This is a genomic window from Pseudarthrobacter sp. ATCC 49987 (assembly GCF_009928425.1).
GTDB lineage: Bacteria > Actinomycetota > Actinomycetes > Actinomycetales > Micrococcaceae > Arthrobacter.
This window is the reverse complement of the sequence record NZ_JAABNS010000001.1, coordinates 489962-514435: the sequence shown is the minus strand read 5'-3', so window position 1 is coordinate 514435 and position 24474 is coordinate 489962. Positions and strand designations below refer to the sequence as shown.

21 protein-coding genes are annotated in these 24474 nt (G+C 66.4%); 7 read left to right on the top strand and 14 right to left on the bottom strand.

The window, feature by feature from the left end:
* A complete protein-coding gene (locus GXK59_RS02390) occupies window positions 1-633 on the bottom strand; it encodes a hypothetical protein (RefSeq protein WP_160664089.1) in 633 nt (210 codons plus the stop codon).
* 149 nt (window positions 634-782) lie between these two features.
* On the opposite strand from GXK59_RS02390, the gene GXK59_RS02385 reads away from it, so the two are divergent.
* Window positions 783-1106, top strand: a complete 324-nt coding sequence (locus GXK59_RS02385; protein WP_160664087.1) for a helix-turn-helix domain-containing protein — start codon at window positions 783-785, stop codon at window positions 1104-1106.
* Between the two features lie 684 nt (window positions 1107-1790).
* Here the strand turns inward: GXK59_RS02385 and GXK59_RS02380 are convergent.
* The 3 genes from GXK59_RS02380 to GXK59_RS02370 form a co-directional block, all read right to left on the bottom strand.
* Entirely contained in the window at window positions 1791-2222 is a 432-nt protein-coding gene (locus tag GXK59_RS02380; protein WP_160664085.1) for a DUF732 domain-containing protein, read from the bottom strand.
* 410 nt (window positions 2223-2632) lie between these two features.
* A complete protein-coding gene (gene htpX / locus GXK59_RS02375; RefSeq protein WP_160664083.1) occupies window positions 2633-3508 on the bottom strand; it encodes a zinc metalloprotease HtpX in 876 nt (291 codons plus the stop codon).
* Window positions 3509-3559: 51 nt separating this feature from the next.
* Window positions 3560-4831 carry an MFS transporter gene (locus GXK59_RS02370; protein ID WP_160664081.1) on the bottom strand — a complete coding sequence of 424 codons (1272 nt, stop codon included), beginning with the start codon at window positions 4829-4831 and terminating at the stop codon, window positions 3560-3562.
* Between the two features lie 153 nt (window positions 4832-4984).
* Here GXK59_RS02370 and GXK59_RS02365 point away from each other — a divergent pair, with 153 nt between their 5' ends.
* The 3 genes from GXK59_RS02365 (at window position 4985) to GXK59_RS02355 (ending at window position 7752) form a co-directional block, all read left to right on the top strand.
* Window positions 4985-5452, top strand: coding sequence for a Fur family transcriptional regulator (locus tag GXK59_RS02365; RefSeq protein WP_160664079.1), 468 nt, complete (start codon window positions 4985-4987; stop codon window positions 5450-5452).
* Window positions 5453-5477: 25 nt separating this feature from the next.
* The gene (locus tag GXK59_RS02360) at window positions 5478-6977 is read left to right on the top strand and encodes a catalase (protein WP_160664077.1); all 1500 of its coding nucleotides are present in this window, start codon (window positions 5478-5480) and stop codon (window positions 6975-6977) included.
* Window positions 6978-7116: 139 nt separating this feature from the next.
* Window positions 7117-7752, top strand: coding sequence for a DUF2461 domain-containing protein (locus tag GXK59_RS02355; RefSeq protein WP_160664075.1), 636 nt, complete (start codon window positions 7117-7119; stop codon window positions 7750-7752).
* Between the two features lie 54 nt (window positions 7753-7806).
* Here the strand turns inward: GXK59_RS02355 and GXK59_RS02350 are convergent, their stop codons facing one another.
* From GXK59_RS02350 to GXK59_RS02320, 7 genes are all read right to left on the bottom strand, one after another.
* A complete protein-coding gene (locus GXK59_RS02350) occupies window positions 7807-8412 on the bottom strand; it encodes a TetR/AcrR family transcriptional regulator (RefSeq protein WP_160664074.1) in 606 nt (201 codons plus the stop codon).
* Between the two features lie 75 nt (window positions 8413-8487).
* Entirely contained in the window at window positions 8488-10047 is a 1560-nt protein-coding gene (locus GXK59_RS02345) for an APC family permease (protein WP_237393759.1), read from the bottom strand.
* A 183-nt stretch (window positions 10048-10230) separates the two neighbouring features.
* Window positions 10231-10638 (bottom strand): DUF779 domain-containing protein, encoded by a 408-nt coding sequence (locus GXK59_RS02340; RefSeq protein ID WP_160664072.1) that lies wholly within the window; start codon window positions 10636-10638, stop codon window positions 10231-10233.
* 16 nt (window positions 10639-10654) lie between these two features.
* Complete coding sequence (gene adhP / locus GXK59_RS02335; RefSeq protein ID WP_160668944.1) at window positions 10655-11665, bottom strand: alcohol dehydrogenase AdhP; 1011 nt, start codon at window positions 11663-11665, stop codon at window positions 10655-10657.
* Window positions 11666-11829: 164 nt separating this feature from the next.
* Window positions 11830-13353, bottom strand: a complete 1524-nt coding sequence (gene exaC, locus GXK59_RS02330; RefSeq protein WP_160664070.1) for an acetaldehyde dehydrogenase ExaC — start codon at window positions 13351-13353, stop codon at window positions 11830-11832.
* A gap of 134 nt (window positions 13354-13487) precedes the next feature.
* Window positions 13488-14876, bottom strand: coding sequence for a GAF domain-containing protein (locus tag GXK59_RS02325; RefSeq protein ID WP_160664068.1), 1389 nt, complete (start codon window positions 14874-14876; stop codon window positions 13488-13490).
* Window positions 14877-15110: 234 nt separating this feature from the next.
* The gene (locus GXK59_RS02320; protein ID WP_160664066.1) at window positions 15111-16580 is read right to left on the bottom strand and encodes an FAD-dependent oxidoreductase; all 1470 of its coding nucleotides are present in this window, start codon (window positions 16578-16580) and stop codon (window positions 15111-15113) included.
* Between the two features lie 183 nt (window positions 16581-16763).
* Between GXK59_RS02320 and rarD the strand changes: the two genes are divergently transcribed.
* Window positions 16764-17786 (top strand): EamA family transporter RarD, encoded by a 1023-nt coding sequence (gene rarD, locus GXK59_RS02315; protein ID WP_202129047.1) that lies wholly within the window; start codon window positions 16764-16766, stop codon window positions 17784-17786.
* A 34-nt stretch (window positions 17787-17820) separates the two neighbouring features.
* On the opposite strand, the gene GXK59_RS02310 is transcribed toward rarD, so the two are convergent.
* The gene (locus GXK59_RS02310; RefSeq protein WP_160664062.1) at window positions 17821-18693 is read right to left on the bottom strand and encodes a universal stress protein; all 873 of its coding nucleotides are present in this window, start codon (window positions 18691-18693) and stop codon (window positions 17821-17823) included.
* A 201-nt stretch (window positions 18694-18894) separates the two neighbouring features.
* Here GXK59_RS02310 and GXK59_RS02305 point away from each other — a divergent pair, with 201 nt between their 5' ends.
* Window positions 18895-19698: an AMIN-like domain-containing (lipo)protein gene (locus tag GXK59_RS02305; RefSeq protein WP_160664060.1), complete on the top strand. Its 804-nt coding sequence runs from the start codon at window positions 18895-18897 to the stop codon at window positions 19696-19698.
* Between the two features lie 107 nt (window positions 19699-19805).
* On the opposite strand, the gene gabT is transcribed toward GXK59_RS02305, so the two are convergent.
* Together gabT and GXK59_RS02295 are read right to left on the bottom strand one after the other, a co-directional pair.
* Window positions 19806-21161 (bottom strand): 4-aminobutyrate--2-oxoglutarate transaminase, encoded by a 1356-nt coding sequence (gene gabT / locus GXK59_RS02300; protein WP_160664058.1) that lies wholly within the window; start codon window positions 21159-21161, stop codon window positions 19806-19808.
* 95 nt (window positions 21162-21256) lie between these two features.
* Complete coding sequence (locus tag GXK59_RS02295; RefSeq protein ID WP_160664056.1) at window positions 21257-22687, bottom strand: gamma-aminobutyraldehyde dehydrogenase; 1431 nt, start codon at window positions 22685-22687, stop codon at window positions 21257-21259.
* A 145-nt stretch (window positions 22688-22832) separates the two neighbouring features.
* Here GXK59_RS02295 and GXK59_RS02290 point away from each other — a divergent pair, with 145 nt between their 5' ends.
* A complete protein-coding gene (locus GXK59_RS02290; RefSeq protein ID WP_160664054.1) occupies window positions 22833-24275 on the top strand; it encodes a PucR family transcriptional regulator in 1443 nt (480 codons plus the stop codon).
* The last annotated feature ends 199 nt before the right edge of the window (window positions 24276-24474 follow it).

Below are 24474 nucleotides of genomic sequence, written 5' to 3'. Positions count from 1 at the left end.
TCACTCCACCGGCTGCTTGTTCAGGAATGCTTGCAGCTTGGTCCCCATGGCCGCGAAGACGTCGGCGGCCCGGGTGATTTCGTCGCGTGTCCCGGTGAGCTGGAGGAGGTCGCCTTCGGTCACCATGTCGAGGCCGAGGCGCTCGAACTCATCGAGGGAGATCTGGAGCTGAAGGCCGATCGCCGCGCCGCCGCCGATCACTTCGTGGGCGCTCATGACTTCTTCAACGAGCGTGGTGGCTGCCGAGTCGGCATGATCCCACGGGGCGGGGAAGTTGTAGAGGTTGTCATCGCTGGCCCGGTAGGCCTTGGCCAGCTCCGAGGGCGATGTCGCTTCGGCTTCGAGAGCGGCGTATGTGAGCATCATCTGGAGGCGCTCGAACGCATCTTCGGCGGCGGGTGAATCCATGTTCGGGTAGACGTCCTCGTTCAGAATCGGGGCCATTCCCTCGTCCGGAGTCCAAGCCACGGTAGCCGCCGTCTCGGGTCGGCCATCGACCAGGTAGGGAGCGTGGATCTTAGGACCAACCCAGCCGCACGGCCGGTCTGTGAGGTCGGCGGCCGTTGCTCTTCTGAATCCGGCAGGAACGCTAAGCGGTGCTTCGTCTCGGACAGTCTCGGTGGTGGTGCTCATGGTTTACCCCGCTCCTTAGTTGTTGCTTGCCTTGCTGATGTATTCATCATGAGCGCTAAGAGCGCTCATGTCAAGCAGTGTTCTATCTGCATTCCAAGGCTCGATGTCATGCCTATGTTGTAAGCGCTCAGGGCGCGTACTCTGGAGTAATGAACACATCAGAAATATCAAAGCTGATTGAGCGAACAGGGCTGAAGAAGCAGGAAGTAGCGATAGCCATCGGCGTCTCAGTCGCCACTCTCAGGCGATGGGAACACGGCGAGACAGCTATGCCAGCCGATAAGCTGCAAGAGCTCAAGGCGATAGCTGGAGGCAAGCCGGCACCAAGGCCGCTGGGCTCACAGAAGCCAGCCACAGCAGTACTGGCCCAGGTGCCGGCGGCCGCACTGATTGAGGAGCTGGCAAGGCGTACGCGCAGTGGACAACTGAAGGACAATGGAAGCAACCACGACACGCCTGCCTCGGTCACGTAGGCCTTATTTGGGTTGCCTGGAGTTCCATCACTAATAGTGATGGAACCTTTCTCATCCTCCTCCAGTGTGCGAGTGCGTTGCCGTGGTTCATTTCCCTGCCCTCATTCGAAATGAGGGTGCGTTCAGTAGTAATGAACTCATCCTGATAGAGCCCTCCGACGGCATCGGGGTCCGCGCCGTCTGCTTTCGAACGATTCAAATCGATGGCCTCAGTGGTACTTAGGTCATTCATCGAGAGACTGGGGCGGCCATGCCGGGGGTACTCATCATCTGCGTACCCCCCTTGTCTTCTGCATCGAGGGACTGCGAGTGGGTGTCACTACTAATGACACCCTTCTCGTCATCAGAGGCGCTAAGGGTGTCGGTAGTAGCGACACCCCGTGGTCGTCTTGGCGCTGAATTCCGTTCGGTGGACCAATCAGGGCGAGACGGGGGCATAACGCGGGGGCTCGCCCCGCCTGCGGTGGAGGCGGGTAAGCGGCGGCGGTGGAGCCGACTCGGAGAGAGCAAGGATTGCGCTGAGGTGCGCCTCCGTGAAGCGGATTGTGCGTGGGCCGAGTGCAAGGTGTGGCCAAGTACCGCCCCTGGCGTTTTTGCGGACGGCAGCCGGTTGGAGTTGGAGATACTCTGCCAGCTGAGCCACTGTGTAGGTTCGCGGGATTTTCGCTGCCTCGTCGCTCACGCTCATAGGCCCATTTTGTCGATGTACTGGGGGCAGAACGCGCCCACGGCCGCGCCATGCATCGAGACTAGTTGCGGCACGGTGTATGCCCATCCTGCCGCGGTGAGAATGTAATGGTTCACATCGGTGCCTTTGGCCCCACCTTCGTACAACTTGCACAGGCCCTGGCCGATCGAAATCAGATCCGCATCGGCGGCGACGCCCAAGGCGGGCTGGTCACTCCGGATTCCCTTGAGATAGATGGCATTGATCTGATCCTGTCGGCTGAAGCTCTTAGCGCTGGCGACGGTGGATGAAACTGGGGATGCCGGGGGCGAGCTACTCGAAGGACTTGCGGGAGCGGGGCTGCTGGACGGGGCCGAATCTGCAGATTGAGCCGCGCAGCCCGTCATCAGCACAGCGGCACAACCAAGCAGGGCAATGGTTTTTTTCACAAGTCCCCCGACGCGCTCATCAAGGCCGACTGTTCGGCCTGAGTAATTCGAGACTAGCATTCCCCTGATGCCGGGCGCTGACATACGGGTCGGCCTGGAACTGAATTCCTCTTGAAGTCCAGTCCGCAGAAAGTCCGCAAGAGGTCCGCAAAGGGGCGAGTCTGGCCAAGCACCACCAACCCCCGGAACCCCTAGAACTCGCGGAACTCAGCACTTGCCAACTCCACTCAGCCAGTAGCTGGCAGTTCGTGAACTTCCGCAGCTAGGCTCTCTCCGCGGCGCAGATTTCCTCACGCTGCGCAAATGGGCTGTCGCACCGGGTATTCCCGGGTCGACAGCCCTTTCGCGTGTCACGAGTCCGCAGGCGCGTCGCCAGGACTTTTGCGCGTCGCCAGCCCGGGCCCAGCGGACTAGCCCAGCTGCCGGCCGGCCATCCGCTCGAGCCGGCCGATCCGCTCGCTCATCGGCGGGTGCGTCGAGAACATTTTCGCGACACCGCCGGCGCTGAAGGGGTTCGCGATCATCAGGTGCGAGGCGTTGACCAGCCGCTGGTCCTGCGGCAGCGGCGCCAGCTGCACGCCCTGCTCGATCTTGCGCAGCGCGGAGGCGAGCGCCAGCGGGTCCCCTGTGAGCTTGGAACCGTCCTCGTCGGCGTCGAACTCCCGGGTCCGGGAGATGGCCATCTGGATCAGCGAGGCGGCAAACGGTGCCAGCAGGGCCATGGCGATCGCGGCGATCGGGTTGGCGTTGCGCCGGTCCCCGCCGCCGCCGCCGAAGATCAGGAACATCTGCGCCACCGAGGTGATGACGCCGGCGACGGCGGCAGCCACCGAGGCGGTCAGGATGTCCCGGTTGTACACGTGCATCAGCTCGTGGCCCAGCACGCCGCGGAGTTCCCGCGCGTCGAGCATCCGCAGGATGCCTTCGGTGCAGCACACCGCCGCGTTTTGCGGGTTCCGGCCGGTCGCAAAGGCATTCGGGGCCATCGTGGGTGAGATGTAGATCCGCGGCATCGGCTGCTGCGCGGCGGCGGAAAGCTCCCGGACAATCTGGTGGAGCTGGGGCGCCTCAGCCTCCGTCACGGGAAAGGCCTGCATGGCCCTGATGGCGATTTTGTCACTGTTCCAGTAGCCGTAGGCCGTCGTGGCGACGCCGACCAGGGCCATGATCCAGATCGGAGCGGCGCTGCGCATGCTGGAGGCCATCAGCGCGCCGAGTCCCAGCAGCACCGCCCACAGCACGCCGAACAGGGCGGCGGTCTTCAGTCCGTTGTGATGCTGATGCACTGTTCCTCCAGAAGTCGTCCCAATATCGACCCGCACAAGAAAAACGTCCCGCTATGGCACCGGGTTCCGCGCGTCGTACTTCAGGAAGCCCGACTGCCAGTGCGCCACGGCCCACGCCACCGCGATGCTCAACAGGCCGCCCAAAAGCAGGACCCAGCCTTCACTCAGAATTTTAGTCCCACCGCCGGCGAGCATGTCCCCCACCCGCGGCCCGCCCGCCACCACCACAATGAAGACGCCCTGCAACCGGCCGCGCAGGTGGTCCGGCGTCGAGGCCTGCAGGATCGTGGTGCGGAAGACGGCGCTGACCGAGTCGGCGATGCCGGCCAGCCCGCAGGAGAGGGCCGCGGGCAGCAGCCACCACGTCACACCCTCGGCGCCGGCGTTCCCGGCGAGCACGACGACGAGGCCGAGCCCGGCAATGGAGGCGCCCCAGCCCATCACGGACCAGACGACGGCGGTCCCCTGCCGCCGCACCGCGCCCAGCGGCCCGGAGAACAGGCCGGCCAGGAACGCGCCGACGGCCGTGGAGGCCAGCAGGATCCCCACCGTGGTTTCGCCGCCGCCGATCATCACGGCGCCGATCGCGGGCAGCAGCGCCCGGGGCTGGGCGAAGATCATGGCGACGAGGTCGATGATGAAGGTCATCCGCAGGTTGGGGCGGGTGCCCAGGAAACGGAAGCCTTCGACGACGGAGCGCAGCCCCGCGGGCCGGGCATGTTCCCCCGGCGGCATGGCGGGCAGCTTGAACAGCGCCCACAAGGCGAAGGCGAAGGTGGCCACGTCAATGGTGTAGGTCCAGGCGAAGCCGACCGTGGCGACCAGCAGCCCGGCCAGCAGCGGCCCGGCCGTCAGGGTCAGCCCGAAGCTGATCATGCTCAGCGCGTTGGCAGCGGGCAGGAGCTCCTTGCGGACCAGCAGCGGGATGATGGCGCTGCGGGCTGGCTGGTTGATGGCCTGCGCGCCACTCTGCACCGCGATCAGGACATACAGCAGCCAGACGTTCCCCACATGCAGCCAGGCCTGCAGTGCGAGGCAGGCGGTGGTCAGCCACAGCACCGAGGAGGCCAGCAGGGCCACCTTGCGGCGGTCGTGGGCATCCGCGATCGAGCCGCCCAGCAGGCCGCCGAAGACCAGCGGCACGAGGGCAAAAATGCTCAGCAGCCCGACGTAGAGGCTGTCCTGGGTGAGCCGGTAGACCTCCAGGCTCACGGCCACCAGAGTCAACTGGCTGCCCACGGCCGCTACGGCGGATCCCAGCCACAGGCGGCGGAACGCCGGACTCTCGCGCAAAGGCGTGATGTCCGCCAGATATTTCCCCACCCGGATACTCTAGTGGGGCCGGATCGGCCGGCCGGTGACCCGGGTGCGCGCCGCGCCCGCCGGGACGCACCCGCCGGGGAGGCGCCCGAAAGAATCGGCGTAATAAGCCGAGCCTTATTATGATCGACTCATAATAAGTGCTTGAATGGGGGCATGACGGATCCGGCGGGCACCCACGAGGCATGGGCTGCCGCCCTGCGCGCCCACGGCCGCCGGGTGACCAAGCAGCGGCTCGCCGTGCTCACCGCCGTCGAACACCACCCGCACTCCCCCGCCGAGCACATCCTCGCCGCCGCCCGCCAGGATCTCCCCGAGCTGACCGCACAGTCCGTCTACGTGGTCCTGGGCGATTTGACCGACCTGCAGATGCTGCGCCGCTTCGAGCCCCCGCACTCCCCCGCCCTGTACGAGACGCGGGTGGGCGACAACCACCACCATGCCGTCTGCATCAGCTGCGGCCGGGTGGAGGACGTCGAATGCGCCGTCGGGCATGCGCCGTGCCTGACGCCGAGTTGGGACGAGAACGCCCAGCCGATGACCATCCAGATCGCCGATGTGCTGTACCAGGGCATCTGCCAGGACTGCCAGCGCACCCAACAACTTCCCTCCGAACGTAAGTAAGTACAACCAAGAAAATAGGAGAACGATGACTCAGAACATCTCTGCGCCCGCCGTGTCCACAACCCAGACCGGTGCCCCGGTCACATCCGATGCCCACTCGAAATCCGTCGGCGCTGACGGCGCGATCATCCTCACCGATCACTACCTGATCGAGAAGCTCGCGCAGTTCAACCGCGAGCGTGTGCCGGAGCGCGTCGTGCACGCCAAGGGCGGCGGCGCGTTCGGTACCTTCACCACCACCGAGGACGTCTCGAAGTACACCAAGGCCGCACTGTTCCAGCCGGGCACCGAGACCGAGATGCTCATTCGCTTCTCCTCCGTCGCCGGCGAGGCAGGCTCCCCCGACACTTGGCGCGACCCCCGCGGTTTCGCCGTGAAGTTCTACACCACCGAGGGCAACTACGACCTCGTCGGCAACAACACCCCCGTGTTCTTCGTCCGCGACGGCATCAAGTTCCCGGACTTCATCCACTCGCAGAAGCGCCTCCCGGGCACCCACCTGCGCGACGCCGACATGCAGTGGGACTTCTGGACCCTCTCCCCCGAGTCTGCGCACCAGGTCACCTGGCTGATGGGCGACCGCGGCCTCCCGGCCTCCTGGCGTGAAATGCAGGGCTACGGCTCGCACACCTACCAGTGGATCAACGCCGAGGGCGAGCGCTTCTGGGTCAAGTACCACTTCCGCTCCAACCAGGGCGTCAACTCCATGACCGGAGACGCGGCCGAGGCCCTGGCCGGCGCCGACGGCGACTTCTACATCCGCGACCTGCAGGAGAACATTGCCGCCGGCAACTTCCCCTCCTGGGACCTGCACGTCCAGGTCATGCCGTACGAGGATGCCAAGACCTACCGCTTCAACCCGTTCGACGTCACCAAGGTGTGGCCGCACGGGGACTACCCGCTGATCAAGGTCGGCACCATGGAACTGAACCGGAACCCGGAGAACTACTTCGCGCAGATCGAGCAGGCCGCCTTCGCGCCGTCGAACTTCGTGCCGGGCATCGCCGCGTCGCCGGACAAGATGCTGCAGGCCCGCATCTTCTCCTACGCCGACGCGCACCGCTACCGCGTGGGCACCAACCACGCCCAGCTGCCGGTCAACCTGCCCAAGAACCAGGTCAACAACTACAGCCAGGACGGCCAGGGCCGGTACCTCTTCAACGCCCCGTCCGTTCCGGTCTACGCACCGAACTCCCTCGGCGGCCCCGCTGCCGTGGAGCCGCTGAACCCGGCCGGCGGCTGGGAGAACGACGGTGAGCTCACGCTCTCCGCGCACTCCCTGCACGCCGAGGACGGCGACTTCGGCCAGGCCGGCACGCTGTACCGCGAAGTGTTCGACGACGGCGCCAAGGCCCGCCTGCTGGACACCGTCACCGGTGCCGTCAGCGGCGTCAAGAACGCCGCGATCAAGGAACGCGCCATCCAGTACTGGACCAACGTCGACGCCGAGTTCGGCGCCAAGCTGCGCGCCAATCTGGGTGCCGGTCAGGTCGAGTCTGACGCCGAGGCCGCCAACAAGGTCTGATCGGCCCGCTCCGGCCCGGCTTGCCCGCATGCTAAAAACTCCCCGCCACGGATCCTCGTGGCGGGGAGTTTTTTGCGCTTTTCCACGTGGCGGCCACACCTGCTCGCCAGGACACCCGCGGTGTCCCTACGATCCATACATGGACACATTCGCAGGCATCCCGGATGCCGCCTTCCAGTTCTACGGAGAGCTCGAATACAACAACAACCGCGACTGGTGGCTGGAACACAAGGCAACCTACGACGCCGCGGTGAAAGTGCCGCTGACCCTGCTGCTTGCCGAGCTGGAACCGTCCTTTGGTGCGGCCAAGCTTTTCCGGCCCAACAGGGACATCCGGTTCTCGCTGGACAAGTCTCCCTACAAGACCGCCCAGGGCGCGTTTGCCTCAACCTCCGAAGGTGTGGGGTTCTACATCCAGCTCAGCGCCGACGGCCTCCTCATTGGAGGCGGCTGCCACACCCATACGCCTGCCCAGCTGACGCGTTTTCGCAGTGCGGTCGATGCGCCGGCCAGCGGCGAGGCCCTGCAGGCGATCGTTGACGACATCGAGGCTGCCGGCTTCGCTGTGGAGGGCGACAGCCTCAAAACTGTCCCCCGCGGCTTCGACAAGGACCATCCGCGGGCGGAGCTCCTCAAGCACAAGTCCCTGACCGCAGGTGTCAACGTGGGCCAACCCGGTTGGCTCGCGACCCCCGGCGCTGCGGCTGAAGTGTCCCGGCGCTGGGAGGAGCTGCGGCCTAGGGTCGACTGGATCGACCGCCACGCCGCCCCTTGACCGGGGGCGGCCCGGTTCTGCCTGTCAGGTGTGCTGTGCGGCAGTTGTTCCGAGTCAGATGTGCTGGCCGTCGGCGGCCAGGCGCCGGTGCAGGTTGTTGAAGAAAACCAGCAGCATCAAGTCGAAGGCCTCGCTCGCTTCCTCCGGCTGGTTGTTCACCACGAAGTCGAACTGCAGCCCGTAGAAGGCAGCAGTGAAGAGGCGGGCATCGGTGTTGGCGAATTCCCGCCGGATGCCCTGGAGCATAAGCCAGTCGCGGGCCTTCTCGTGCAGCATCCTGTAATGTTCCTGCGCCGTTCCCCGGGGTGGCGCGGCCACGATGTCCTGCGCCGTGGCCTCGAACTCCAGCCTGGCCAAGTGCCGGTTGCGCTGCGCCATGGTCCAACGCCACGACTCCAGCAGGAATGCCCGCCACGCTTCCCTGTCGATGTCTTTCACATCCGTGGCCCGGATGCTGTCCAGCCGGGATTCGATGGTGCGGATGATCTCGTTCACCAGCTCCTCGCGGTGGCCAAAATGGTACACGAGCACGTAGCTGCTGACCCCCAGCCCCTCGGCCAGGCTCCGGAAGGTGAGGTCCGCGAGGGTCTTGTCCATCAGGTAGTCCAGAATGGCGGCCAGCAGCTCTGCCTTGCGTTCAGGTCGTGCTGGGCGGGCCATGATTCCATCATAGGGAGCGCGGCGGGCTCACAACGGCCAAACGACTTCGATTTCTCGGGGCCGGTCGGCCGCCAGTTAGGAGCGGTTCTCGACCGTGACGGCCTCGGACCCCGCTTCAGCGGCGTGCTTGTCGCCGTGCCCGTTGACGGAAGCCTTGGCCTCGGCGAATTTCTCGTTCAGCCGGGAGTGCCGCTGGCCGTAGGAGAAGTAGATGACCACACCGATCACGAGCCACACGGCGAAGAAGATCCAGGTCTCCACGGCCAGGTTGGTCATGAGGTAGAGGCACAGGACGGCCGAGATGATCGGGAGCACCTTGCCGAGCGGCACCCGGAACGCGGGCTTCAGGTCGGGGCGCTTCTTGCGCAGCACCAGGACTCCGATGCTCACCGTCACGAACGCGGACAGCGTGCCGATGTTGATCATTTCTTCGAGCAGGTCCACGTTGGTGAGGCCGGCGACAACCGCCACTGCGGCACCGCAGATGATCTGCAGCCGGACCGGCGTCGCACGGATGGTGCTGGTTTTGGACAGCGAGCGGGGCAGCAGGCCGTCGCGGCTCATGGCCAGCACGACGCGCGAGAGGCCCATCAGCAGCACCATGATCACGGTGGTCAGGCCGACAAGCGAGCCGAAAGCAATGACCTTGGCGGCATCATTGTTGCCCACCGCCTCGAATGCCGTGGTGAGCGTGGGGTTTTTGGCCTCGGCCAGCTTCGTGTAGGAGACCATGCCGGTCAGCGCGAGGGACACCAGGATGTAGAGCACCGTGACGACGGCCAGGCCGCCGAAGATGCCGCGCGGCAACGTCTTCTGCGGGTTCTTGACCTCCTCGGCCGAGGTGGCCACAACGTCAAAGCCGATGAAGGCAAAGAAGACCAGCGCGGCGCCGGCGAAGATGCCGAGCGTGCCGTACTGCGCCGGGGCAGCGCCCGTGAGGAAGCCGAAGAAGGACTGCTTCATAACGTCGGCCGCGCCCGTGCCGCCGGTCGGCTCGGAGGTGGGCACGAACGGGGCGTAGTTCTCGAACTTCACGTAACTGAAGCCCACCACGATCACAAAGAGCACGACGGCGATCTTGATCAGCGTGAAAACGTTGCCGACGCGGGCGGACAGCTTTGTCCCCAGCACCAGCAGCACGGTGAACACGGCGACGATAAGGAACGCACCCCAGTACAGGTCCACACCGCCCAGGGCGATCGACGGCGGGATGTCCACACCCATCAGCGCGAACACCTTGCTGAGGTAGATGCCCCAGTACTTGGCGATCACCGCGCCGGCGGTGAACAGCTCGAGGATGAGGTTCCAGCCGATGATCCAGGCCAGCAACTCGCCCATGGTGGCGTAGGTGAAGACGTAGGCGGAGCCGGCAACGGGAATGGCCGTGGCGAACTCCGCGTAGCACATGATGGCCAGGGCACACGTGACGGCGGCAATGGCGAAGGAAAGGGTCACGGCCGGGCCGGCGAAGTTTGCTGCCGCCTTGGCGCCCACCGAGAAGATGCCGGCGCCGACAGCAACGGCGACGCCCATGATCATCAGGTCCCAGGAGCTGAGCGAGCGCTTCAGCTTACGTCCGGGTTCTTCGGCGTCCGACATGGACTGCTCGATCGATTTGGTCCGGAATAAGTTCATAGCAAAGTCCATAATCTCGGTAGCTTTGTGGAAACAGACCTATCCATAGTAGTGTCCATCCACTGGACGGCTATTTTTGTCCCACATAGTGAGACGCGAAAAGCGGGCCGCGCAGGTTGCCCTGCACGGCCCGCTCGTGAACCATTTGCCCGCTTCTGAACCCTCCAGACTCGGCCAGACCCGCTAGACCGGCCAGTCCATCAGCTTGGACCGGATCAGGAAGCGCTTGCCTTCCGGCGCTTCCACCGAGAACCCGCTCCCCCGGCCGGGAACAACATCCACGGTCAGGTGGGTGTGGCTCCAGTAGTTGAACTGCTCCTTCGACATCCAGAACTCAATGGGCTGCGGCTGCACCCCGTCGGAAATGTCGAATAGGCCCAGCTGCACGTCCGAGTCCCCGGTGATGAACTCCCCGGCGGGGTAGCACATCGGCGAGGATCCGTCGCAGCAGCCGCCGGACTGATGGAACATCAGCGGACCGTGCTGCAGCCACATCTTGCGCAGCAGCTCCACCGACTCCGGGGTGAGCGCCACCCGTGAGAAGTCCTCCCCGGGAACGGTCACGGCGGCGTCGAGCTTGGTCTGGGGCATCAGAGTCCTTTCTTTATCAGTACTTGATGACAACGCGGCCGTCGATCTTGGCGTGCTTCATTTCGTCGAGCACGGCATTCACGTCGGAGAGCTCCCGGGTGGAGACGGTGGGGTGGATCTTGCCCTGGGCGAAGAAGTCCAGGGCCTCCTCCAGGTCCTGCCGCGTTCCCACGATGGAACCGCGGACGGTCAGGCCCTTGAGCACAATCTCAAAGATCGGTGCCGGGAAGTCACCCGGCGGCAGGCCGTTGAACACAATCGTTCCGCCGCGGCGGGCCATCCCGATCGCCGGGCCGAATGCTGACGGGTGCACTGCCGTGACCAGGACTCCATGGCAACCTCCGGTTTCGCGCTGGATGACTTCGGCGGGATCTTCATGCAGAGCATTAACGGTCAGCTCGGCACCGTGCTTCTTGGCCAGGGCCAGCTTGTCGTCAGCAATGTCCACCGCGGCAACACGCAGGCCCATGGCAACCGCGTACTGGACGGCGATGTGGCCGAGCCCGCCGATGCCCGAGATCGTGACCCACTGGCCGGGCCGGGCCTCGGTCATCTTGAGCCCCTTGTAGACGGTCACTCCGGCGCAAAGTACCGGGGCCACCTCGACGGGGTCCGAGCCCGCCGGGATCCTGGCCGCGAAACGCGTGTCCACCAGCATGTACTCGCCAAAGGAGCCGTCAACGCTGTAGCCGGCGTTCTGCTGCGCTTCACAGAGGGTTTCCCAGCCGGTGCGGCAGTACTGGCAATCGCCGCAGGCGGACCAGAGCCAGGCATTGCCGACGAGGTCTCCGACGGCCAGGTCCGTGACGCCTTCGCCGAGGGCAACGACCTCCCCGACGCCTTCATGGCCCGGGATGAACGGCGGGGTCGGCTTGACCGGCCAGTCGCCTTCCGCGGCGTGGAGGTCTGTGTGGCAGACGCCGGTGGTGAGTACCTTCACGAGCGCCTCGCCCCGGCCCGGCACTGGAACGGGGAGGGTCTGGATCTGCAGGTCCTTGCCGAATTCGGTTACTACTGCGGCCTGCATTGTCGTCGTCGTCGTTGTCGTCGTCATAGCGAAATCCTTGCGTCATCAAACTTGGGTGCAGCTAGAGGGCGTGTGCAGCGTGCCGGCGTCCTTCCGCGTAGGTGCACAAGTGGTACGGGCGGGGCGGATCAATCCTGATCCGCCCCGCCCGGGTTTGGTGCGGCTCAGAAGAAGCCGAGCTTGTTCTCGTTGTAGCTGACCAGGAGGTTCTTGGTCTGCTGGTAGTGGTCCAGCATCATCGCGTGGTTTTCGCGTCCGATGCCGGAGGACTTGTAGCCGCCGAACGCAGCCCCTGCCGGGTAGGCGTGGTAGTTGTTGACCCACACCCGGCCGGCCTGGATTTCACGGCCGGCACGGTAGGCGACGTTGCCGTTGCGGGACCAGACGCCGGCGCCGAGGCCGTAGAGGGTGTCGTTTGCGATGCCCATGGCGTCGTTGTAGTCGCTGAAGCGGGTCACGGAGACCACCGGGCCAAAGATTTCCTCCTGGAAGATCCGCATCTTGTTGTGGCCTTCGAAGATGGTCGGCTGGACGTAGTAGCCGCCGGCCAGGTCGCCGGGCATTTCGGCCCGGGCGCCGCCTGTGAGGATCTTGGCGCCCTCCTGCTTTCCGATGTCGATGTAGGAGAGGATCTTCTCCAGCTGGTCGTTCGAGGCCTGGGCCCCGAGCTGCGTTTCGGTGTCCAGCGGGTTGCCCTGGATGATCTTCTCGACCCGGGCCACGGCGTCGGCCATGAAGGAATCGTAGATGTCCTCCTGGACCAGGGCGCGGGAGGGGCAGGTGCAGACTTCACCCTGGTTGAAGGCGAAGAGCGTGAACCCTTCCTGGGCCTTGTCGTAGAACGCGTCGTTGGTGTCGGCAACGTCGTTGAAGAAGATGTTGGGGCTCTTGCCGCCGAGTTCCAGCGTGACCGGGATCAGGTTCTGGCTGGCGTACTGGCTGATCAGCCGGCCGGTGGAGGTTTCGCCGGTAAAGGCGATCTTGCGGATCCGGGGGCTGGAGGCCAGCGGCTTGCCGGCCTCGACGCCGAAACCGTTGACAACATTCAGGACGCCGGCCGGCAGCAGGTCGCCGATGAGTTCCATCAGGACCAGGATTGAGGACGGGGTCTGCTCGGCCGGCTTCAGGACGACGGCGTTGCCGGCGGCGAGGGCCGGGGCAAGCTTCCAGACGGCCATCAGGATCGGGAAGTTCCAGGGGATGATCTGGCCGACGACGCCGAGCGGCTCGTGGTAGTGGTAGGCGGTGGTGTCCTCGTCGAGCTGGGACAGCCGACCTTCCTGGGCGCGGACGGCGGAGGCAAAGTAGCGGAAGTGGTCGGCGGCGAGCGGGATGTCCGCGTTGAGGGTTTCGCGGATCGGCTTGCCGTTGTCCCAGGACTCGGCGACAGCGAGCATCTCGAGGTTCTCGTCGATGCGGTCTGCGATCTTGTTCAGGATGGCGGCGCGTTCGGCCACGGACGTCTTGCCCCAGGAGGGCGCAATCTTGTGGGCGGCGTCGAGCGCGAGTTCGATGTCCTCGGCGGTGCCACGGGCGACCTCACAGAACACCTTGCCGGTGACGGGGGTGATGTTCTCGAAGTACTGGCCCTTGACCGGGGCAACCCACTCGCCGCCGATCCAGTTCTCGTAGCGGTCCTTGAAAGTGACCTTCGAGCCCTCGGTACCGGGCTGTGCGTAAACAGTCATTGCTAGCTCCTTTGCTGTGCAAGATTGATGGCGGCCAGATGTCGGCGCCACCGTTGCGTTCAGCCTAGGAGTCGGGAGGTTGCAGTCAGGTTGCAACCGAAGTGACCCGGGTCACTCCCGCGGCCCATGGCGGGTCAGGCGCTGAGCTCGGCCTCGAGCCGTTCCAGATCGGCAACGATGGCGGCCCGCTTGGGCGACCGCGGCGGCAGCAGTTTCAGTGCCGCGATCCGGACCTCGACGTCGTCCTTCGCCTCGGGAAGCTCGGCATACCTCAGGAGCGACTCGGCGCTGCCGTCCGTCAGCACGGCTTCGCGGAGCAGGGAGGAGACCCGGTTCCGCAGTTCGGCGATGCCGGGGGCCTCGGAGCGGGGCAGGACAGCGCCGCGGTAGATTTCCAGGGCGATCCGGTGCGCGCCGCGCTGCAGGCAGTTCAGGACCTGCCCGGAGTCAGGCACCAGGTCCAGCGGCAGCCGGTAGGGGCGTGACTCCGGAACAGCATCCGGATTGAGCTGCTGGAGGACCTTGCGCAGGCGGACCATCTCGGCCCTCAGCGTCATGGTGGAGGCGTTTCCCGGGTACAGGAGGGCGCACAGTTCCTCGGCGTTCAGCCCCTCCGGGTGGGTGCTGAGCAAGGCCAGGATTTCGCTGTGCCGGGCGGACAACGGCACGGTGCGGCCGTCGATGCTGAGGAGCGCCTGGTCCCGGCCGAGGAGCTGGAGGCTGTTGCGGTACAGGCTGCCCGCCGCGCCGGCACCGTCCCGGCCTGCCGCGGCAAAGCCGGGACCCCGGCGTCGGGCCGGCGAGGACTGGCGCTCAGCGGCGAGCTGCAGGCGTTCCACACGGAGGTGCGCCTGGGCGGCAGCCACGGTCGCTTCGACGAGCGAGAGTGTGTGCGGGGCGACGGCGGATTCCGTCCCGGTGATATCCACGACGCCCAGGAGGGCCCCGGAATCCGGGTCATGGAACGGTACGGCGGTGCAGCTCCACGGGTGGACGGAGCGTTTGTAGTGTTCGGCGCCGGAGATCTGGATGCCGCGGCCCAGGGCCAGTGCGGTTCCCGGCGCACTGGTGCCCACGGTTGCCTCGGACCAGTCGGCGCCCGGGACGAACATCATCCGCTCGGCCCGGCGCTGCATGGCGGCATCGCCTTCGACCCAGAGCAACCGGCCGACCTCATCGCCTACGGCCACCAGCATTCCGCTGTCGTGGCTGGGCAGGACCAGGAGCTTGTGGATCACGGGCATGATCGCCGCCAGCGGATGCTGCCGCCGGTACTCCTCGAGTTCTTCGCGGTCCATGGCCAGCGGGGCCTCGGGGTTGTCCGGGTTGGCCTGCAGCTCGGCAGAGCGGCGCCAGGACTCCTGGATCAGGCTGCTGAGACCCGGCAGCTGCAGGTCCCCCGGGAACCCGAGTCCCTGGGCGTCCAGCTGCTCATGGCCGGCGCTGGCGTACTGCTGGCGCAGCGCTGCGGGGATCCCACCTGCTGGCGGGAACAGCGCTGCCGGATGGATCACTTTCGTCATTGAACTCCCACCGGACAGGCGCGACGATGCCAGAGGCAGCCACGTCCGTCCCAGTGTAGTGCGCCTGCCGGGTGGCCGCCAGAGCTTGCGCCGGCCGCCGTTCCACGCCGCGCAATCGGTCCCGCGCTGCGGAATCTGTCCCGTGCTGCGCAAAAGCGCTGCCGACGCCGGAATACCGTGCGCGAGGGCGGATTCGCGCGTCGTGAGAACTTCTGCGCCGCGGAGCGGCGGCGCCTAGCCGCGGGAGATCTGCACCATGTCCTCGCGGGGAACCACCTTGACGCGCTCCCGGACGACGCCGTGAGACTCGCCGGAAGCGGACCACTCCGCGCCGAGGGCCAGTTCGTGGGCGTCGAGCCTGTTCCAACCTTCCCAGGTGGTGTATTCGATCCCGCGCTCTTCCAGCAGGTCGATGATCGCCTGCGGGTCCGGGTTCTGCGCTGGCGGGAGGTTCAGCCGGTCCTCGAGCAGGAAACCGATGGTCTCCAGCGCGTCGCCCTTGGTGTGCCCGATCAGGCCCACGGGGCCGCGCTTGATCCAGCCTGTCGCGTAGATGCCCGGAACGGGATTGCCCCCGGCGTCGAGCACACGGCCGCCTTCGTTGGGTATGACGCCGCGGCGGGCGTCGTATTCCAGTTCGTCCAGCGGCGAGCCGTGGTAGCCGATCGCGCGGTAGACGGCCTGGACCGGGTACTCGAGGTACTCCCCCGTGCCCTTGACGTTGCCGGTGCCGTCCAGCTGCATGCGCTCGAACTTGATGCCGGTGACCTTGCCGGGGTGGTCGGCATCGCCTGTTGTTCCCAGGACCTCGACCGGGCTGTGCAGGAAGTGCAGGTGCAGGCGGCGGGAGGACGGCTCCTCGGCCTCGGCGTGTTCCTCGACGAGCCAGTTGGTCAGGGTGTTGACCATGGTGCGGATCTGGTTATTGCTGCGGATCGCCTCGTCCGAGGCCTCGTCGAACTCGAAGTCCTCGGGATACAGGACGATGTCGACGTCCCGGGCGTGGGAAAGTTCACGCAGTTCCAGCGGCGTGAATTTGACCTGGGCCGGTCCGCGGCGGCCGAACACGTGCACGTCCGTGACCGGGGAGTTCTTGAGCGCCCGGTAGACGTTGTCCGGGATTTCCGTCACGAGCAGGTCGTCGGCGTGCTTGACCAGCATCCGGGCCACGTCGAGGGCCACGTTGCCGTTGCCGATCACCGCGATCTCCTTGGCCTCCAGCGGCCAGTCCCGCGGCACGTCGGGGTGCCCGTCGTACCAGGAGACGAAATCGGCCCCGCCGAAGGACCCTTCGAGGTCAATGCCGGGGATGTCCAGCTCCGCATCCTTGATGGCCCCGGTGGAGAAGATCACCGCGTCGTAGAAGGCACGGAAATCGTGCAGGGTCAGGTCGCGGCCGTAGGTGACGTTGCCGAGAAAGCGGATGTCGCCGCGGTCCAGGACCTTGTGCAGCGCGTTGACGATCCCCTTGATCCGGGGATGGTCCGGAGCGACACCGTAGCGGATCAGGCCGTACGGGGCCGGGTACGCCTCGAAGAGATCGATGCTGACCTCGAAGTCTCCGCCCTTGACCTCATTGGACTTGGTCAGGATGTCCGCGGCGTAGACGCCGGCCGGTCCGGCGCCGACAATCGCAACGCGGAGCGGACGTTTCGACGTGCTTCTAGACGTGCTTTTGGACGATGTTTCGGCCGAGTTGGACACCGGAAGCCCTTCTGAGTCTTAGCGACGGCGCCAGCTCATGCAGCGCACAATCCCCCATTCTAAATGTTCGCGGCAGGGAACGGGCGCCCCGGTGACCGCAGCGCCGGGATCCCGGTCCCGGCGCCGGGTGCATCGGAGCCGAAAGGCAGGAATAGGGGTCCCGGAGGTGGTGTTATTGATCTTGTGCCTACCCCCGACCGATCCCCCGCCCCCGCCACGCTGAGCAGTCCGGGCGGCGCTGCCCCCGCCGGACCGTCGAAGCGTCCGCACTCCGCCCTCAAGGCAGTGGACACGGACACGACGGCGGGAATCATCTTCGGGATCGGCGCCTACGGCCTGTGGGGGCTGATGCCCCTCTACTTCTTGGTGCTGCAACCGGCCGGAGCGGTCGAGATTGTGGCCAACCGGGTGCTGTGGTCCCTGCTCTTCTGCGCCCTGCTGATCACCGTCACCCGTTCCTGGCGTGTCCTGGGGGCAGCGTTCCGGAACCGCAGGTTGATCTTCCCGCTGATCATCGCCGCTGTCCTGATCGCGGTGAACTGGCTGACCTATGTGTACGGCGTAACCACCGGACAGGCTGTCGAAGCCTCACTGGGCTACTTCATCAACCCGCTCGTGTCCGTTCTGCTGGGCGTGGTGGTGCTGAAGGAGAAACTGCGGCCGCTGCAGTGGGCCGCCGTCGGAATCGGCTTCATCGCCGTGGGCGTCCTGACGGTTTCCTATGGCAAACCGCCGTGGATTGCCTTGACCCTGGCGCTGAGCTTCGGCCTCTATGGCTTCGTCAAGAAGCGCGTCGGCCCGCGCGCTGATGCGATCACCAGCCTCACGGTCGAGACGATCGTGCTGGCGCCGGTGGCCGCGGCTGCGATGACGGTCCTGGCGCTCACCGGCGCCGCAACGCTGGCAGCCCACGGCGCCGGGCACTTCTGGCTCCTGGCGGCGTCGGGCATCATCACCGCCGTGCCGTTGCTGTTCTTCGGCGCCTCCGCCCGGCGCCTGCCGATGACCACGATCGGCCTGCTGCAGTACTTTGCCCCCGTGCTGCAGTTCATCGTGGCGCTCGCCGTGTTCCACGAACCCATGACGACCGACCGCTGGATCGGGTTCGGCGTCGTCTGGCTGGCGCTGCTGGTGCTCACCATGGACATGCTGCTGGCCACACGAAAGAATTCCGTGAACCGGAAACTGGCCCGCGCGGCCGCCTGAGACTGGCCCAGGCGGCCGGTGCACGCCCGCGCTGTCAGTCCTCGGGGCTGGTGTTAATCCGCTGGTAATTGCGCGGGACCACCACCATGGGTACCGGCAGCGCAAGGAGCACCTTGTGGGCGGTGCTGCCGATGAACAGTTTGTTCTTCTCCGCCAGGCGGGACGAACCCACGATCAGGATCTCGCCCTCGTCCCATTCGAGATCATCGATCGCTTCTTCGATCGTGCGCCCGTGGGCAACTTCAACACTGACATGGTGCCCCGCCGGGAGCCGGTGGGCGGCTGCAGTGAGGACGGTATTGGCGTGGACGTGCGCCGCGTTGATGTTCTCGCCGCTGTCCCCTTCGGCGTCGAGTTCCACGAGGGAGACCAGCCGCAGCGGGACGCCGCGGCGTTCGGCGGACTCGATGGCGACGTCGATCGCCGCCTCCGCGCCGGTGCGCTGGCCCACCGCGAGGGTCAGCCTCGTGATCGGCTCCGTGCGGCGGTAACCCCGGGGGGCGAGCGCCACTGGAACGGGCGAGGCATGAAGCAGGGCGTTGGCCGCGCTGCCAATGGTGTACCGCTTGAACAGCCCGGCGCTGGCGGCACCGACAACGATCAGTCCAGCTTTGTATTCCACGGCCGCATCAATGAGGCCGGCGGCGTGCGACTCGGCCTGGCGGACATGGAACCGGGCCTCGATGTCCTTGGGGACGAGCGACAGGCCCTCCCGTTCCGCGCTGAGTACTTCCTGCTCTGCGGCGCTGACACGGCTTCCCTCCGGGTTCATCGCGACGTAGGGGGTACGCCGGTCCACAACGTAGACCAGGTCAAGGTGCGCGCCCTGGGCGCGGGCCATCGCGGAGGCCAGGGCGACGGCGTCGGCGCCGCGTTCGCTGGGGGTGTAGCCAACTACGTATCGCATGTATGAACCCCTTATGGGTCTGTGGCAGAAGCCAGCTTTGCTCCGGGGGTTCCGGGCGACGTCGGCCGGTCTGCGTTCCTGCAGTGGTAGGAACGACTCTAGCCCAGCGGGACCCGGAATTGGCCGCGATGGGTCGTGACTTTCGGCCCTGAGCAGGGCAATCATCCGTCCCTAGGCTGGCAGGGTCGAGGGGAGCTCACCATGGGTGCGATCAAGACCGGGAAGATCCACGTCAATGCACGGAACGGCGGGGCGGGGATGCTGGCATTGCTGCTGGCCCTCACCGCCTGTACGCCGTCCGCACCACAACCCGGCGGAACCAGCCAGCCCGCTGCCTCGTCCACCGCTCCTTCGGCCTCCCCTGCCACCACGACGGCGGCTCCTTCAGCGTCCGCCACCGTCCCGGCGGACTCGGACGAGACGGCCCCGCCGCAATCGGGCGACAAAGTGATCTCCTCCACGGTCGCCCTCGACTGGACCTGGCCCGGCCCGGGCCGGCCGTTCAAAGCCACGCATGAGAACCCGGTACCGGTTGCTCCGCCGCCGGCGCCTCCCCTGCCCGCGCTGTATGCCATCGGAGCCGGGCGGCACCCCGGGGACACTCCGCCCTATGACCAGTTGAGCTTCCGGTTCCAGGGCGGGTTCCCCGCCTACGACCTCGAGTTTGTGCCCGAACTGATCGCCGACGGCAGCGGCCTGCCCGTGCCGATGCCCGGCACCGGCGCCATCCTCAAGGTGGTGTTCCGCGGGGCCCAGGCACACACGGCGGACGGAACGGCAAGCACCATCACCAGCGCGCCCGCCCCGGCCATCGGATACCCGGCCCTTGCCAGCTACGCCCCGGCCGGGGACTTTGAAGGGGTGGTGAGCTACGGGATCGGCGTCGGCCGGCCGATGGCAGCGGTTCCGGAGACGAAGGTACGCGTCTACGAGGTCGAGAAGATCGAGCGCGGCCAGCACCTGTTCGTCGTGGCGGTCCAGCTTGACGCCACTTTCTGGCAGTAGCCGCCCGAGGACGCGCCGAGAAATTGCACGCTAATTAACACAGGAGAGCCGCGGACCATTCGTCCGCGGCTCTCCTCCTGCTTTCGGGTGTCCTACTTCCGGGCTCGCTATGCGTTCGCCTTGATGGCCGCGGCCAGGACCTGGAGCCCGTCCAGCAGGAGCTCGTCGCTGATGACCAGCGGCGGCAGCAGGCGGATGACGTTGCCGTAGGTGCCGCAGGTGAGGATGATAACGCCTTCCTTGAGGCAGGCCGCGGCAACGGCCTTGGTCAGCTCCGGGTTCGGCTCCTTGGTGCCGGCCTGGACGAGTTCGATCGCGAGCATGGCGCCGCGTCCGCGGACGTCACCGATCACGGCCTGTTCCGCGGCGAGTTCGCGCAGCTTGCCGAGGGCGATCTCCTCGATGTGGCGGGCACGGGCGTTGAGGTCGTACTGCTCCATCGAACCGATGGACGCGAGGGCCGCGGCGCAGGCCACCGGGTTGCCGCCGTAGGTGCCGCCGAGGCCGCCCGGGTGGACGGCGTCGAGCAGCTCGGCGCGGCCGGTGATGGCGGAGAGCGGCATGCCGCCGGCGATGCCCTTGGCCATCGTGATGATGTCCGGGATAACGCCCTCGTGGTTCACTGCGAACCATTCGCCGGTGCGGCAGAAGCCGGACTGGACCTCGTCGGCGATGAACACGATGCCCTTGTCCTTGGCCCAGGCAGCCAGTGCCGGCAGGAATCCGGCCGCGGGGACGATGAAGCCGCCCTCGCCCTGGATGGGCTCGATGATTATCGCAGCAACCTGCTCGCCGCCGATCTGCTTTTCGATCATGGTGATGGCCCGCTGGGCGGCCTCGGCTCCGGTGATCTCCGGGTTTTCCTCGCGGAACGGGTAGCTCATCGGCATGCGGTAGACCTCGGGCGCGAACGGGCCGAAGTTGGTCTTGTACGGCATGGCCTTCGCGGTCAGCGCCATGGTCAGGTTGGTGCGTCCGTGGTAGGCGTGGTCGAAGGCGACGACGGCGTCACGGCCGGTCGCGAGGCGGGCCACCTTGACGGCGTTTTCGACAGCCTCGGCGCCGGAGTTGAACAGCACGGTGCGCTTCTCGTGGTCGCCCGGGGTGAGGCGGTTCAGCTGCTCGGCAACGGCGACATATCCTTCGTAGGGCGTGACCATAAAGCAGGTGTGGGTGAAGTGCTCCACGGCTTCCTTGACCGCACCGACGACGGCGGGGTCGGAGGCGCCGACGCTCGTCACGGCAATGCCGGAGCCAAGGTCGATGAAGGAGTTGCCGTCAACGTCGTGGATGATGCCGCCGTCGGCGTCGGCGACGAACACGGGAACGCTGGACGCGACGCCGGCGGCGACCACGGCCTTGCGGCGCTGGGTCAGGGCAACGGACTTCGGCCCCGGGAAATCGGCCTGGACGCGGCGCTTCTGCTCGAGACGGTAGGTGATGTCATGGGCGGTGGTGGTCATGGAAAAGCCTTTCTAAGCGAGCGGTTGATGCGCGCGGGTTATGCGTCAGGTTGAGTCTGTGCGGCGGCGTTATGCGACAGCGTTATGCGACAGCGTTAAGCATCGAGCGCGCTCATGACGTGCTTGATGCGCGTGTAGTCCTCCACGCCGTACATGGACAGGTCCTTGCCGTAGCCGGACTGCTTGAAGCCTCCGTGCGGCATTTCGGCGGTGAGGAGGATGTGCGTGTTGATCCAGACGGCGCCGAAGTCGAGGTCCCGGCTCAGGCGCATCGCGGTGCCGTGGTTCGAGGTCCAGACGCTGGAGGCCAGGGCGTAGTCGACGTCGTTCGCCAGCTCGACGGCTTCCTCCTCGGTGCTGAACTTCTGCACCGTGATGACCGGGCCGAAGGCTTCCTTCTGCACGATGTCGTCGCTCTGCTTGGCGCCCGTAACGATGGTGGGCTCGAAGAAGAAGCCCTTCTCCCCGGCCTGGTGCCCGCCGGTCTCGATCCTGCAGTTCTCCGGCAGGGACTCGACCAGGGCCTTGACCGTGTTGAAGTGGTTGACGTTGTTCAGCGGGCCGAAGTAGTTGTCCTCGTCGTTCTGCGAGCCGGTGCGCAGGGTCTTGGTGTGCTCCACGAGGGCCGCCACGAGATCGTCGTAGGCGGTGTCCTGGACCAGCACGCGGGCGATCGCGGTGCAGTCCTGGCCGGCGTTGAAGAAGGCGAACTCGGCGATGGCCGCGGCGCTCTTCTTGATGTCGGCGTCGGCGAACACGACCGCGGGGGCCTTGCCGCCGAGCTCCAGGTGGGCGCGCTTGAGTCCCTTTGCGGCACCGGAGGCGACGGCGATGCCGGCCCGGACGGAGCCGGTGATGGAGACCAGGCCCGGGACCTTGTGCTCCACCATCAGGGCGCCGGTCTCGCCGGTGCCCAGGACCACGTTGAGCACGCCGGCCGGGAAGATCTCCCCGGCGAGGCGGGCCAGGACGAGGGTGGATTCCGGGGTGGTGTCCGAGGGCTTGAGGACCACGGTGTTGCCCGCGGCCAGGGCGGGACCGATCTTCCAGATGGCCATCAGGAACGGGTAGTTCCAGGGTGCGACCTGGGCGACGACGCCGATCGGTTCGCGCCGGACGTAGGAGGTGTGTCCCTCGAAGTATTCTCCGGCGGACTTGCCCTCCATGATCCGCGCGGCACCAGCGAAGAAACGCAGCTGGTCTGCCCCGGCGGCAACTTCCTCGGACGCGATCAGGGACCGGACCTGGCCGGTGTTCCGGTGCTGGGCTTCGACGAGTTCGCCGCTGTTGGCCTCGACGGCGTCGGCGAGCTTGAGCAGCATGAGCTGGCGCTGCCCCGGCGTCGTGTGCTTCCAGCTCTTGAACGCCTCTTTCGCGGCGGTCATCGCGGCGTCGACGTCGGCCTGCACCGAGACCGGCGACTTCGCCACGACGTCGCCGTTGGTGGGGTTGACGATGTCCAGGACCCCGGTTCCGGCTGGAGTGACAAACTCGCCGTTGATGAAGTTTTGCAAGGTTTGAACCACGGTGTACAACCTCTTTCGCGCTGAAAAGGACCCAATGAGACTGCTCCGAGCCTATGCCAGCCGGTCAACCCCGGGGAATAGTCACCTGCACACCGTTTACGCCATGGTTTAGTGCGCTTGACCAGCCCCCGGTTATCCTGAATCCATGGCCATTTCACTCGCTGCCCTGCTGGGGGTTCCGTCCCTCAAACTCGCCAAGGCCGGCCTCGCCGAAACCACCTGGCACCAGGACATTGTCTGGGTGGCCGTCACCGAGCAGGAGGACCCGCAGCGGTTCCTGAACGGCGGCGAACTGGTCCTCACCACCGGCATGCGGCTCAAGAGCGCGCCGGAACAGCGCCGCTTCGTCCGCCAGGTCCAGCGCGCGGGGGCGGTGGGAATCGGTTTTGGGATCGGGCTGACCCACGACGCCGTTCCGCCCGCCCTGGTTGCCGAGGCCAACCGCTGGGGACTGCCGGTGGTGGAGGTGCCGTATGAGACCCCGTTCATCGCGATCGGCAAGCTCGTCGCCGATGCCCAGTCTGCGGACCACTTCACCAAGCTGGAACGGCTCATCGCGGGGCACCAGATCCTGGCCCGCGCGCTCCTCACCGGCGGCGGGCTGGCCGAACTCCTCAAGCACCTCGGATCCATGCTGCGGACCGAGATCGTGCTGACCCAGTTCACCGCCCAGCTGTACAACAGCATGCCCGGCCATCCGGCGCCGAGCGCCGAGGGCTGGGCGTCCTTCCCGATTCCCACCGGACGCCGCGACGCGTGCACCCTATGGGTGAGGCAGCCCTTCGAGGACTCGGGGATTGTGGGCTACGCGCAGAACCTGATCAGCGTCGAACTGAACAACATGGTCAAGCAGCGCCAGTCCCAGCGGGCCCTGGCGGGGCAGGTCCTGGAGGACGTGATCCACGGGACCCTGGATCCCGTTGAGGCGACCCGGCGGCTCGCCGGCATCGGCGTCAACAGCACCCGCCGGAACGTCGTCCTGCTGGCCGAGTCCGCCGCCCACTTCAAGCAGCTGGGGACTTCCTCCTTGCCGCAGCCGCTCGAAAAGTCGGTGAGCGCCGTCGTCGGCAAGGACCTGGTGGCCGTGATCGCCGACGACGGCAGCGGCGCCAGCGCGCTGGCCCGGAGCCTCAGCGACCACCTGGCCGAGGCCGGGATCCACGCCACGATCGGGATCGGCGGCGCCTACACGAAGCCGAACGGGCTGCGCTGGAGCTATTTCGAGGCCCGGGACGCGGCAAGCCACGGCCTGCCCGTCAACGAACCCGAGCGGCTGAGCCTGACCTCGCTGCTGCTGGCCAGCGAGGACGTTCCCCTGGCAGACATGGCGAACGAGTCGCTCAATCCGCTGCGGACCTTCGATGCCACCCACGGCGCCGAGCTGCTGGCCACCCTGGAGAGCTACCTGAACAACAACGGCTCCGTGGCGGCCGTCGCCGAAGAGCTCACCCTGCACCGCAACACGGTCCGCTACCGGCTCGCGCAGATCACCGAACTCACCGGCTACGACCCCGCCCAGACCTCGGACCGGGTGCAGCTCTGGCTCGCGCTGGCCGTGCAGCGGCTCGGCGCCCGGCACCCGCGCTGACCCGATCCCTGGCAACGCTGGCTGCTGCGGCTGTCGCCGCGCGGGTACGAGCCTCAATAGGGTCTTAGTGCCGTAGACGCGGCCTCCAGCCGCGGCAAGACTGGGAGAGGCAGCACACCGTTTGAGAGCGCCCACGGCAGGTTTGTGCCCTCTTCGCCCCCGTTCCACGGACGAATGCGCCGGTTCCCTTGAACGCCGC

Excerpts from the sequence above, each read along its gene's own strand:
- GXK59_RS02385 (WP_160664087.1), top strand. The coding sequence starts at position 783 with ATGAACACATCAGAAATATCAAAGCTGATTGAGCGAACAGGGCTGAAG.
- GXK59_RS02325 (WP_160664068.1), bottom strand. The coding sequence starts at position 14,876 with ATGACGAAAGTGATCCATCCGGCAGCGCTGTTCCCGCCAGCAGGTGGG.
- GXK59_RS02365 (WP_160664079.1), top strand. The coding sequence starts at position 4,985 with ATGACGGATCCGGCGGGCACCCACGAGGCATGGGCTGCCGCCCTGCGC.
- GXK59_RS02355 (WP_160664075.1), top strand. The coding sequence starts at position 7,117 with ATGGACACATTCGCAGGCATCCCGGATGCCGCCTTCCAGTTCTACGGA.
- GXK59_RS02390 (WP_160664089.1), bottom strand. The coding sequence starts at position 633 with ATGAGCACCACCACCGAGACTGTCCGAGACGAAGCACCGCTTAGCGTT.
- adhP (WP_160668944.1), bottom strand. The coding sequence starts at position 11,665 with ATGCAGGCCGCAGTAGTAACCGAATTCGGCAAGGACCTGCAGATCCAG.
- gabT (WP_160664058.1), bottom strand. The coding sequence starts at position 21,161 with ATGACCACCACCGCCCATGACATCACCTACCGTCTCGAGCAGAAGCGC.
- exaC (WP_160664070.1), bottom strand. The coding sequence starts at position 13,353 with ATGACTGTTTACGCACAGCCCGGTACCGAGGGCTCGAAGGTCACTTTC.
- GXK59_RS02290 (WP_160664054.1), top strand. The coding sequence starts at position 22,833 with ATGGCCATTTCACTCGCTGCCCTGCTGGGGGTTCCGTCCCTCAAACTC.
- GXK59_RS02340 (WP_160664072.1), bottom strand. The coding sequence starts at position 10,638 with ATGCCCCAGACCAAGCTCGACGCCGCCGTGACCGTTCCCGGGGAGGAC.
- GXK59_RS02360 (WP_160664077.1), top strand. The coding sequence starts at position 5,478 with ATGACTCAGAACATCTCTGCGCCCGCCGTGTCCACAACCCAGACCGGT.
- GXK59_RS02345 (WP_237393759.1), bottom strand. The coding sequence starts at position 10,047 with ATGAACTTATTCCGGACCAAATCGATCGAGCAGTCCATGTCGGACGCC.
- GXK59_RS02305 (WP_160664060.1), top strand. The coding sequence starts at position 18,895 with ATGGGTGCGATCAAGACCGGGAAGATCCACGTCAATGCACGGAACGGC.
- GXK59_RS02310 (WP_160664062.1), bottom strand. The coding sequence starts at position 18,693 with ATGCGATACGTAGTTGGCTACACCCCCAGCGAACGCGGCGCCGACGCC.
- GXK59_RS02350 (WP_160664074.1), bottom strand. The coding sequence starts at position 8,412 with ATGGCCCGCCCAGCACGACCTGAACGCAAGGCAGAGCTGCTGGCCGCC.